Origin of the sequence: Acinetobacter sp., from assembly GCF_049284435.1 — a bacterium.
GTDB lineage: Bacteria > Pseudomonadota > Gammaproteobacteria > Pseudomonadales > Moraxellaceae > Acinetobacter.
In genome coordinates, this window is sequence record NZ_JBAPXX010000074.1 from 13,607 (window position 1) to 26,278 (window position 12,672).

Here is a 12,672-nt window from a genome sequence, read left to right on the forward strand (position 1 = left end):
CACTCACTCCCTGAAGTCCAACTGTCCATGGTTCTCGGAATGCCTTGGCTGATTAGTCCATGCGCCAGTCAAATGGCATATCGCCCTGGCCACGTAAAGCCAGCATTAAGGTTTGACGCATATGTGCCAGTACTTCACTGCTATAAGGAACAGCAGGTGTACCCCAAACAGGCTTCGGCCATGCCACATCGTTCTGATAACGAACCACATGATGAAAATGCAATTGCGGCACCATATTACCCAGCGCTGCTACATTCATTTTATCCGCACGGAAAACACGTGCCAGCTGGCTAGATAACCAGCTTGACTCTCTTAAAAACTGCTCTTGGTCAGCTTGGCTCAATTCATATAATTCAGAGACACCCGGCACACGTGGAATCAGAATGAGCCAGGGAAATTGCATATCATTCATCAAACGACATGTTGACAAAGGAAAGTCGCCTACAAAAAACGTATCTTGAGCAAGTTGTGGATGCAAACTAAACATATCTTTATAAATGATGCAAAATTAGAATGATGGCTAATACTAACATATCCAACTGAAGCTGAATATTGGAAGCAATGTGTTTAAAGACAAATTCTCATGATTTGTTGCGAAGCACATCACAACAACCACTGTAAACAATTCATTAAAAAAATCAAGCCTGTTGTTCCTGCAAACTTCATTCGAAAATAAAACCTAAACTGAATTTCCAGGCTGATTTAATCGAATAAAATCAGTGCAATTCTTTGAGTAGGCTGTCCAGTAAATCCTGAATAAACTGAATCCGCTTTTGATAGTCTTCCAGCATGACCATGAGTTTCAGACGTTGACCGCCATCCATCCGGAAATAGGTCGGATGTTTCTGCATCATCTGGATAATCGTCATGGCCTGAACTGGGGTATCTGGAGCAAATTCGATATGCCCGCCCTGACTGCTGATATCAATTTTGGTGATGCCAAGCTGTTCGGCTTTCAGGCGAATCTGGTGTACGGCAAAGAGCTGTTTGACCGGTTGCGGCGGTATACCAAAACGGTCAATCAATTCCATCCGGATATTATCCAGTTTTTCCTGGGTATCGGTATTACTGATGCGTTTATAGAACAACAGACGTTGATGCACATCACCCAGATATTCATCTGGAATCAACGCTGGCATATGCAGATTAATTTCAGCAGTCAGTGACAACGGTGCATCGAAGTTTGGCGTTTTGCCTTTTTGAATGGCTTTGGTGGCTTTTTCCAACATTTCCATATACAAGCTATAACCAATGGCCTGCATTGAACCACTTTGCTGTTCACCGAGCAATTCACCTGCGCCGCGAATTTCCAGATCTTCGGTTGCCAGCATAAAACCGGCACCCAAGGTCGAGGCACGCTGAATTGCATCCAGACGTTTTTCCGCATCACCTCTTAAAGCTTTTAAAGACGGCACCATTAAATAGGCATAAGCCTGATGGTGTGAGCGTCCTACACGTCCACGTAGCTGATGTAATTGCGCCAACCCCAACTTGTCAGCACGTTCAATCAGAATAGTATTGGCATTCGGAACATCAATCCCGGTTTCAATAATGGTCGAACATACCAGAACATTGTATTCCTTGTGATAGAACTGCTGCATCACCTGCTCCAGTTCACGTTCACGCATCTGCCCGTGGGCCACAATCACCCGCGCTTCCGGCACCAATTTACGGATATGCTCGGCGGCACGATCAATCGTATCTACTTCATTATGCAGAAAATAAACCTGACCACCGCGCAGCAATTCACGCAGAATCGCTTCTTTAATGGTGTCATCGGTATGTTCTTGCACAAAGGTTTTCACCGCAAGACGGCGTGCCGGCGGTGTGGCGATAATCGACAGATCACGCATGCCACTAAAGGCCATATTTAACGTACGCGGAATTGGGGTCGCAGTCAGTGTCAGCATGTCCACATCAGCACGCATGGCCTTAATCCGTTCCTTGTCACGAACTCCAAAACGATGCTCTTCGTCGACAATCATCAGACCCAGATTTTTAAACTGGACATTTTCCTGCAAAATTTTATGCGTCCCAATCACGATATCGACTTTCCCTTCGATCAGGTCGTCAATGGTCTTGGTATGTGCTTTGGAAGAACCGAAACGTGACAGCACTTCAATCCGAACCGGCCAGTCGGCAAAACGGTCTTTGAATGAATCATAATGCTGCTGTGCCAGCAAGGTAGTCGGCACCAGAATCGCCACCTGCCGGTTATTCTGTACTGCAACAAATGCGGCACGCATCGCGACTTCTGTCTTGCCGAAACCCACATCACCACACACCAGTCGATCCATCGGCTTGGCCTGCTGCATGTCATGCAATGTGGCTTCAATCGCATTGGCCTGATCCAGTGTTTCTTCATAGGCAAAGCCACTGGCAAATTGCATATACAGGCTTTGATCAATTTCAAAACTGATCCCGGGCTTGGAAGAACGGCGCGCCTGAATATGCAGCAACTCGGCGGCGACATCGTGAATCTGTTCCAGCGCTTTACGTTTGGCTTTATTCCACGCATCTGTACCGAGTTTATGCAAAGGTGCTAGATCCGGATCACCACCACTATATCGACTAATTAAATGCAGATTGGTCACCGGCACATAGACTTTGGCGGCATCTGCATAATCCAATTGCAGAAATTCGTGATCCTGGTCATCAATACTTAAGGTGACCAGACCAGCATAACGTCCAACCCCGTAGTCGATATGCACTACAGGCGCGCCCATGGTCAGCTCAGTTAGACTTCTGATCAGAAACTCTTCGGAAACTTCCTGTTGACGTTTGCGACGGCGCTGTACTACCCGATGTTCATAGAGCTGATTTTCAGAAATCACGCTAACACGATCATTCAATACCAGACCACGCTCTAAAGGCGCATTGGTAATGGCAATTGCATACAGAGACTGAATAAAACTATCAAAATTTTCAACCGTTGGAATATCACCCAGACTTGGCCTTAAGGCATCTTTAAGACTTTCCCGGCGTCCAGCACTTTCAGCCACTAGCAGTACCGGATGATTGGCCTGATCAATATATTTTTTGACTTCATGAAACGGTTTTTCACGTTTCGGATCTACGGGCAGACGCGGTGGCAACTGGGTATCAAGATTCAATACTCCAGCTTTTTGATCAAAAGGCGTTTGTGCGGCAATAATGCGCGCAAACTGATTCAGCTGCTCCAAGACCTGATTACTCTGGAAAAACAGGCTTTCAGGCGGCATGATCGGTTGGTCGACATTGTGGCGGCGGTCTTCATAACGGCGCACCACGTCCTGCCAAAATTGGCTCATACTTTCTTCTAAAGCCTTATCCGTAATGACAATGCCATTCTTGGGTAAGTACGAAATCAGTGAACTTTGACCTTACATTGCTTCAGCGCTGAAAAACAAGGGCAAATAAAACTCGATTCCCGGTGAGACTATGCCATCCATCACATCCTGATAGATCGGATTTTTCTTCGGATTCGCTGTCGGGAAAAATTCGGCATAACGGTCACGGAACGTCGTACGACCTTCCTTAAGCGGAAATTCCTGTGCGGGCAATACGGTAAACTGCTGCAAACTTTGCGTGGTGCGCTGAGTTTCGGAATCAAAAAACTTTAGGGTTTCAATTTCATCATCAAACAGGTCAATCCGAATCGGTGCTTCCTGTCCCGATGCGTAGATATCCATGATACTGCCGCGCACCGCGAATTCACCCGGATCATAAACGGTATCGACCAGATGATAACCCGCCTGAATCAGCTTTTTCTTTTGTTGTTCCAGATCAAATTTCTGACCGACATGAATATCGAAATGCTCACCCAGAATCCATGAGGTCGGCGCCACACGTTGTGCCAAGGTTGAGGCGGACAGCAACAGTACGCCAGTTTTGGGCATATTGGATAAGATCGCCAGACGTTCCGAGACAATATCCTGATGTGGGGAGAGACGGTCATAAGGCAAGATTTCCCAATCTGGAAAAATCGTGGGTTTAATCCCATAAAATTCCAGTTCACTTTCCAGTTGACCCAAATGCTGATTATTACGTGCAATCACGATAAACAAGCGCGATTGCTGCTGCACGATTTCTTTAAGCAATAATGCAGTTGAGGAACCTTGCAGATTGCCTAACCAGCGTTTCTCGCCTGCTTTGAGCTGTGGTAAACTGAGTTGGGAAATTTCTTGTTGGAACATGGATATAGCTTTAAAGTCTAAATAACCTGAGGCTTATACTAGCACGATGATCTCAGGATATTTTGTTATTTTTATGCAGTCTTGCCACATCCATACACATCAAAAATAAGCCACTTTTGCAGCTTATTTTTGATCGCGCAGAAAGTTACGATAATAATCATTTAACTTCTTAAGGATCATTTTAAATTGCAGCAGGTTTTCTGTGGTATTGCCTAAAGTCGCATTAAAACGCTGATGGGCAATTTCCAGATCAATTTTTTCATTGATCAGCATCGCGGTATCATATAACGCTTTTAAATCATCAAACTGTTTTAAACGGCGATTGGACAAATACTCCAACCGTGCACCCAATTCCTGATTGAGTTGAATACCATCGACGATATAGCCTGTACCTTCTATATACTGGATATTCTGCTCTTCTAAATATAGCTGTGCAGCAGTCGGTTTATTACTTTTAAATAATGCACTGATTTTATCAAACATCGCCATTTACCCAGCCAAATATAGTTCAGGCTCTAGTCTAGATGAAAATGCCTCAAATCCACATCCTGAACTTGAGGCAAATTATCAAAATAGCAGCGATTCGCTGTTTCATATGATTTAACAGCTCTGGTTCTGTTAAGAAACCTGTTCGAGCTGATTCTCTGCTGAAGGTATTTCAGACACCAGATTTTCAAATGCAAAGATTTCTTCTAATTGCGTTGCACTTAATAAGCCTAGCTCCAACACCACTTGCGGCACGGTTTTATTTTCCCGCATACATTGTTTGCCGATTTCATCGCATTTGGCATGTCCCAGAATCGGTTCAAGCAAGGTCACAATCCCGACACTGCGCATTACCGCACTTAAACAAATCTGTTCATTGGCCTGAATACCAGCAATACATTTCTGATTCAGGGTTTGCATGCCTTGGGTCAACAACTGAATTGATTCATTCATCGCCACGGCAATCACGGGTTCCATGACATTCAATTGTAGCTGCCCGGCTTCCGCAGCCATAGTAATGGTTAAGTCATTGCCAATCACCCGAAAGGCAATCTGATTGACCACTTCCGGAATTACCGGATTGATTTTTGCCGGCATGATCGAAGAACCTGCCTGTAATTCAGGTAAGCGAATTTCAGCCAACCCTGTACGCGGTCCCGAGCTGAGCAGGCGCAAGTCATTACAGATTTTGGACAATTTCACTGCCAGACGTTTTAAACTGCTCGACAAAATAATAAAGACGCCACAATCGCTGGTTGCCTCGACATAATCTGCCGCCCCTTTTAAAGGCAGACCTGTTAGGTGCGCCAAGATTTCTACCACCCGCTTGGCATAGCCCGGTGGTGTATTGACCCCAGTCCCAATGGCGGTGGCGCCTAAATTGACTTCCAGCAACAACTGTCGCATTTGCCCAATCAGCTTCAGGTCTTCTTTTAATAAAGTCGCAAATGCCCGGAATTCCTGTTCCATGGTCATCGGAACTGCATCTTGCAACTGAGTACGTCCCATCTTGATGACATATTCAAATTCGGCAGCTTTATGGTCGATACAATCAATCAATGCTTTAAGCACACTCAACAATTCATCCAGACTGCTATAGGTTGCCAGACGCAAAGCTGTTGGATAGACATCATTGGTCGATTGCGAAGTATTCACATGATCATTCGGATGCAGAATGTGATAATCGCCTTTCTGATGGCCCGACATTTCAAGGGCAATATTGGCAATCACCTCATTGGCATTCATATTGATGGAGGTTCCGGCACCGCCCTGATAAGGATCGAGTGGAAATGCCGCTTGCCATGCTTCCGGATGCTGAATCAATACATCACAGGCATTTTGAATGGCAGTACTGGTCTGCTCAGACAGTTTTTGAAAATGCAGATTGGCCTGCGCCGAGGCTTTTTTCACTTGGGCCAAAGCACGAATAAAATGCGTTTGTTGCCCCACCGCCAATCCGGAAATCTTAAAATTTTCGATGGCACGTAAGGTATGAATCCCATAATAGCTATGCAACGGGATTTGTTTTTCCCCCAATAAATCACGTTCAATGCGGGTCGGTTCAATTTGAAGCATATTGTCCACTAAAAAATACTCTTGGCGATGTACCGTATTTGGTGTGACATTAATATGAGCAAACAAATACAGGCCTAATAGGAAGACTTTAACCTAGATTTGCTACGATTTATTACCAATACGCCAAAGCTGTGAGTTTTGTAAGATTGTGTAAGTAACTGGCTAAAATTCAAATATTTTAATTATTTATTCAAAATTTCAACTTTTCCCCTGAATTCGACGTCGTATTACCTTTTATCCGCTCAAGTTATTCCTGATTCAATTTCAGTGAATTACTAAGATGTTTACAATAAACATACATAAAAGCTGTGCAATTGTTACAGAGTGTAATTTTTAAACCATGCTTGAATCACCTCCTTGCAATCTCAGTACAAAAAATCATCTTGGACGATGATTTCCATATTTACAGGATGACCTGCCTATGACTTATTTAAACCCCACCCTGATTACCTTCATGTTTTATATTATCGCCATGATTGCAATCGGTTTATATGCTTATCGTGCCACCTCCAATTTTGACGAATATATTCTAGGTGGACGGAGTCTGGGCAGTGTGGTCACTGCACTTTCGGCTGGCGCATCGGATATGAGTGGCTGGCTGTTGATGGGTCTTCCGGGAGCCATTTACCTGTCTGGTCTGTCAGAAGCCTGGATTGCGATCGGTTTGATTATCGGCGCATGGCTAAACTGGTTACTGGTGGCAGGTCGACTGCGTGCCCATACTGAATATCAGAACAATGCCCTGACCTTGCCGGATTATTTCACCAGCCGTTTTTCCGACCGTAAACGCATTTTACGGGTCTTGTCTGCCTTGGTGATTCTGGTGTTCTTTGCGATTTATTGTGCTTCGGGCATGGTCGCAGGCGCACGTCTGTTTGAAAGCCTGTTTGGCTGGGATTACACCACAGCGCTTGTGATTGGTGCAATGGCGACGATTCTCTATGTTTGTATTGGTGGCTTTTTGGCGATCAGCTGGACAGATACATTCCAGGCCGGTTTGATGATTTTTGCCTTATTGCTGACTCCGATCATTACCTTCTTGGCCTTGGGCGACAACAGCCAGCAAGTGAGTGTCATCCTTGAATCGGCTCGCCCACATGCCTCCAGCATGCTTGAAGGTTTAAACACTGTCGCGATTATTTCCAGTCTGGCCTGGGGCTTGGGTTATTTTGGTCAGCCGCATATTCTGGTACGTTTTATGGCAGCTGATTCGGTCAAAACCATTCCTGCTGCACGCCGCATTGGCATGACCTGGATGATTCTATGCCTAGGCGGTGCAGTGGCTGCCGGTTATATTGGTATTGTCTACTTCAGTGTCAATCCCGCATTGGCCTCGGTGGTGAATCAAAACCCTGAAACAGTGTTTATGGAATTGACCAAAATCCTGTTTAACCCGTGGATTGCCGGAATCATTCTGGCTGCTATCTTGGCGGCAGTTATGAGTACCTTGAGCTGTCAGCTTCTGGTCTGCTCAACCACCCTGACCGAAGATTTATACAAGAGTTTCCTGCGTAAAAATGCCTCACAGAAAGAACTGATCTGGGTAGGTCGCGGCATGGTCTTGGTGATTGCCCTGATTGCCATTTCACTGGCGATTAATCCGAACAGTAAAGTTTTGGGTCTGGTGGCTTATGCCTGGGCCGGCTTTGGTGCCGCATTCGGCCCGCTGATTATCTTATCGCTATTCTGGAAACGAATGACCCTCAACGGCGCAATTGTCGGCATGCTGGTTGGTGCCGTGACTGTAATTGTCTGGAAAAATTACATGGGCGATACCGGTCTTTATGAGATCATTCCAGGTTTTATTCTGGCTACCCTCAGTATTGTCATCGTCAGCCTGCTGGATAAAGCACCTAGCGAAGATGTGGTACATCGTTTTGAAATGGCTAAAGCTGAGTATCAAAAAGAAATGGCTGAAATGAAAAAATAATCATCTTTTTTCTTAAACATAAAAGGGACTTAATCGTCCCTTTTATGTTTTTATCTTCTCGGATGAAGTACTTGCAAATTATTTGGCTTTTCCCTGCATTTTCAGATGGATCTGCTGACTTTCTTTAATCACTTCCATCACCGGATAACTGCGCGTTTCTTTAATTCCGGGCAATTGCCACAAGATCTGACCTGAGATTTTTCGGAATTCATCCATATTGGCACAGCGGATTTTTACCACGAAATCGAACCCGCCACTGATCATATGACACTCGATAATTTCAGGAATCTGCCGGACTGCATGGGAAAATTCATCTAAAACATTCGGTGTGGTTTTATCCAGCAGAATTTCAACAAAGACCACAAAACCATTATTCAACATGACTGGATTGAGGCGCGCTTCATAGCCCACAATAAAACCTTCACGGGTCAGCTTTTGTACACGTGCCAAGGCTGCTGTAGGTGACAGATTGACCAGTTCAGCCAGTTTGATATTGGACAGCTTGGCATCGGATTGCAATAAACCCAGTATACGAATATCTATACGATCAAGGTTCAAATAAGGACTTGGCATTAGAATTATTCTCTAAAAAAAGCGAAAACTATAGTGAGATATTCGTCAAATATTCTGTGATTATAGATTAAAACTCATTCACCTCAAAGAACTGATTGACGCAGTACAGGAAGTCACTATGCCAACCACTCTCCGCCCAGATTCAATTTTAGATGCGGCCCAGCACTCGAATTATATTGCTGAATTTAAACATAAAAACCAATATGAAGAACGTATTAATACGGCATGGCGTCGTGCTGAAACTGAATGCGTCGAAGAGTTATTGGCCCATAGTGAAATTTCTTCCGAGATGAGTGACAAGATTCAGGCGCTTGCCTTTGATCTCGCGCATGCCTTGCGTGAACGCAAAAGCTCCACCGGGAAAGCCGGGATCGTACAGGGTTTATTGCAGGAATTTTCTTTATCCTCTCAGGAAGGCATTGCCCTGATGTGTCTGGCAGAAGCCTTGCTGCGGATTCCGGACAAAGCCACACGTGACCTGCTGATCCGTGACAAAATCAATCAAGGTAACTGGAAAGAACATTTGGGCCAGAGCCAGCTGATGTTTGTGAATGCAGCCGCTTGGGGATTGATGCTGACCGGCAAGCTGATGGAAACCCCGCAGCAAAAAAGCCTGTCTAGTTTATTAACTGGCCTTTTGGCACGCAGTGGCCGCGGGATTATCCGTAAGGCCGTCGATGTTGCCATGCGCATGATGGGCGAGCAGTTTGTCACGGGTGAAACCATTGATGAAGCACTGAAAAATGCCGAACCGCTGGAAGAAAAAGGCTTCCGTTATTCCTATGACATGCTCGGTGAAGCAGCACTGACTGACCCGGATGCTGAACGTTATTATCAGGATTATCAGCAAGCCATTCATGCCATTGGTCAAGCATCACAGGATAAGGATGTTTATGATGGTCCCGGAATTTCTATCAAGCTCTCTGCGCTGCACCCACGTTATCAGCGTTCGCAAATGGATCGCGTGCATGATGAGCTCTATGTAAAAGTACTTAAACTCGCGGTCTTAGCCAAGCAATACAATATTGGTTTAAATATCGATGCTGAAGAAAGCGATCGGCTTGAGATTTCCCTTGAACTGTTAGAACGCCTGTGTTTTGAACCACAATTGCAGGACTGGAAAGGCATTGGCTTTGTGATTCAAGCTTATCAAAAACGCTGCTTCTACGTAGTGGATTATATCATTGATCTGGCAAAACGCAGTCAGAAGCGCCTGATGATTCGTCTGGTCAAAGGCGCGTATTGGGACAGCGAAATCAAGAAAGCCCAGATTGATGGAATGTCGGATTATCCGGTATTTACCCGTAAGGTGCATACCGATCTATCTTATATCGCCTGTGCGCGTAAGCTGTTGGCTGAGCCGGATTATATTTACCCACAATTTGCCACTCACAATGCACAAACGGTAGCGACGATTTATCAACTGGCGCAACCCGAGCAGTATTATGCTGGCCAATATGAGTTCCAATGTCTGCATGGTATGGGCGAACCGCTATATGAAAATGTCGTGGGCGATCTATCGAAAAATAAACTCGGTGTACCCTGCCGGATCTATGCGCCAGTCGGCAATCATGAGACCTTGCTGGCTTATCTGGTGCGCCGCTTACTAGAAAATGGTGCCAATACGTCCTTCGTCAACCGTATTGCTGACAAGACTTTAAACATTGAAGATTTGATTGAAAATCCACAGCAAACCATTTTAAAGGCGTCAAAACAGGAAAGCGTATTGGGTGCCAAGCATCTTCATATTCCTTATCCGCAAGATCTTTATGCCGATGCACGCATTAACTCATCTGGACTCGATTTGGCCAATGATGCTGAACTCAGTGTTTTAAATGAAGTCGCATCCAGCCTAGCGACAACCCAATTCCAGGCAGCGGCTATGGGAACGGCGTTTACAGTTATCGATACAAGCAACGTAGTGCAAATACTTAACCCGGCACAACATCAGGATGTGGTGGGCACGGTCTATGAAGCAACTTCTAAACAGGCCGAAATTGCACTCACCCAAGCTGTAAATGCACAAAGTATATGGGCCAATCTGCCAAAAAATGAGCGTGCTGCCTGCCTGAATAAAGCCGCAGAACTGATGGAACAGCGCCTACTGCCGCTCATGGTTCTTCTTTCTCGTGAAGCAGGTAAAACCTATGCCAATGCAATTGCCGAAGTGCGTGAGGCGGTAGATTTCTTGCGTTATTATGCAGCTCAAGTTTTGGATCTCAATGACAACCTACAGATCCAGCCTTTAGGCACCGTACTATGTATCAGTCCATGGAACTTCCCGCTGGCGATTTTTACCGGTCAGATTTCAGCAGCGCTGGTCGCTGGCAATACTGTCATTGCCAAACCGGCTGAACAAACACCACTCATTGCAGCACAAGCAGTGCAAATTTTATGGGAAGCAGGTATTCCGCAGGATGTGTTACAGCTGCTACCTGGGCGCGGTGAAACCATTGGTGCACAGCTCAGTGCAGATTCGCGTATTCAAGGTATCATGTTTACCGGTTCAACCGAAGTGGCGAAAATTCTGCAAAAAACCGTTGCAGAACGGCTAAACCAGTTTGGAGAAAGCGTCACCCTGATTGCTGAAACCGGTGGTCAGAATGCCATGATTGTGGATTCATCCGCCCTGACCGAACAGGTGGTTCTGGATGTTGTGAGCTCTGCCTATGACAGTGCCGGTCAACGTTGTTCTGCCCTACGTGTCCTCTGTGTTCAGGAAGATAATCTGGAGGCTGTTCGTAACATGCTCAAAGGCGCCATGCAACAGTTACGCGTTGGCAATCCGGTTTTGCTGAAAACCGATATTGGTCCGGTGATTGATGCAGAAGCCCAACAAAATATCCAACAGCATATTGAGCAGATGCGCCGCAAAGGTCATAAAGTTCATCAGTTGATGTTTAATCAAGACCAGACTGAATTAACTCCAGGAACATTCATTGCACCAACCCTGATTGAACTGCCAAATCTGGATGATCTAGAATGTGAAGTATTTGGTCCGGTACTGCATCTGATCCGTTATAAATATGGCGAACTGGAAAAGTTATTAGAACAAATCAACAGCAAGGGTTATGGCCTGACCATGGGCTTACATACGCGTATTGATGAAACCATGCAAACCGTCATTGCACGAGCGGAAGTCGGCAACCTGTATATCAACCGCAATATCGTTGGTGCGGTTGTTGGTGTCCAGCCCTTTGGTGGTGAGGGTCTGTCCGGTACTGGCCCGAAAGCAGGTGGCCCACTGTATATCTACCGTTTAATGCATCAAGTATCCGAGAAAAAACTGGCGCAGCCTTATGCAGTTCAAGCGGGTCCAGCACTTGTTGAAAATAAACTTGTTCAGGAGTTTAAAGCTTGGGTAGCTAAAACTTTCCCAACTTTATCTTTAAAAGCACCTATCGAGATTGCGACTGGTCAAAGCTTTAGCCTGCAAGGTCCAACTGGTGAAGAAAATCAGTACCTAATCTTGCCACGTGAAAGCGTTCTATCCTTAGCCCACACAGAACAAGACCAGATTCAACAAATTCTGGCGATTTTATCGGTCGGTAGTCGTCCTGCATTCCTAGCTGACAATACTTTTATTCTGAAATATTTACCAACGATGCCAGCCGCGGTCAGCAAGCAGTTTAAAGTGATTCGGGAGATTGAAACAGGCGCGTTTGATGCCGTCCTGCATCATGGCGATTCTTTTGAACTGATTGATTTGCAGAAACGCATCGCAGCCAGAAAAGGTCCAATTATTGGTATCACCCATTTGAGTTCGGGCAACTATGATATTCCGGTCGAGCGATTTGTGATTGAACGCGCCATTAGCATCAATACGGCGGCGGCAGGCGGCAATGCCAGCTTGATGACGATGGATAATCTCTAAATCAGTCGAATCATCTCATCATTTTTAGCTTAAATCTTTCCTCTTGATGGCCAAATCTC

Annotated in this window: 6 protein-coding genes and 1 pseudogene; 2 read left to right on the forward strand and 5 right to left on the reverse strand. The window is 45.4% G+C overall.

All coding sequences use genetic code 11. From position 1 onward, the window contains the following. Positions 1 to 52 precede the first annotated feature (52 nt). The 4 genes and pseudogenes from WAK81_RS06730 to WAK81_RS06745 form a co-directional block, all read right to left on the reverse strand. On the reverse strand, positions 53 to 487 hold the full coding sequence (locus WAK81_RS06730; protein WP_004646760.1) for an HIT domain-containing protein: 435 nt from the start codon (positions 485 to 487) through the stop codon (positions 53 to 55). A 229-nt stretch (positions 488 to 716) separates the two neighbouring features. After that, positions 717 to 4,175, reverse strand: a pseudogene (gene mfd, locus WAK81_RS06735) (transcription-repair coupling factor). 123 nt (positions 4,176 to 4,298) lie between these two features. Beyond that, a complete protein-coding gene (locus WAK81_RS06740; protein WP_422196209.1) occupies positions 4,299 to 4,664 on the reverse strand; it encodes a hypothetical protein in 366 nt (121 codons plus the stop codon). A gap of 129 nt (positions 4,665 to 4,793) precedes the next feature. Further along, positions 4,794 to 6,236, reverse strand: a complete 1,443-nt coding sequence (locus tag WAK81_RS06745; protein WP_422196233.1) for an aspartate ammonia-lyase — start codon at positions 6,234 to 6,236, stop codon at positions 4,794 to 4,796. 421 nt (positions 6,237 to 6,657) lie between these two features. Between WAK81_RS06745 and putP the strand changes: the two genes are divergently transcribed. Then, on the forward strand, positions 6,658 to 8,166 hold the full coding sequence (gene putP / locus WAK81_RS06750; protein WP_422196210.1) for a sodium/proline symporter PutP: 1,509 nt from the start codon (positions 6,658 to 6,660) through the stop codon (positions 8,164 to 8,166). A 78-nt stretch (positions 8,167 to 8,244) separates the two neighbouring features. On the opposite strand, the gene WAK81_RS06755 is transcribed toward putP, so the two are convergent. Then, the gene (locus WAK81_RS06755; RefSeq protein ID WP_422196211.1) at positions 8,245 to 8,739 is read right to left on the reverse strand and encodes an Lrp/AsnC ligand binding domain-containing protein; all 495 of its coding nucleotides are present in this window, start codon (positions 8,737 to 8,739) and stop codon (positions 8,245 to 8,247) included. Between the two features lie 118 nt (positions 8,740 to 8,857). On the opposite strand from WAK81_RS06755, the gene putA reads away from it, so the two are divergent. Further along, positions 8,858 to 12,613: a trifunctional transcriptional regulator/proline dehydrogenase/L-glutamate gamma-semialdehyde dehydrogenase gene (gene putA, locus WAK81_RS06760; RefSeq protein WP_422196212.1), complete on the forward strand. Its 3,756-nt coding sequence runs from the start codon at positions 8,858 to 8,860 to the stop codon at positions 12,611 to 12,613. The last annotated feature ends 59 nt before the right edge of the window (positions 12,614 to 12,672 follow it).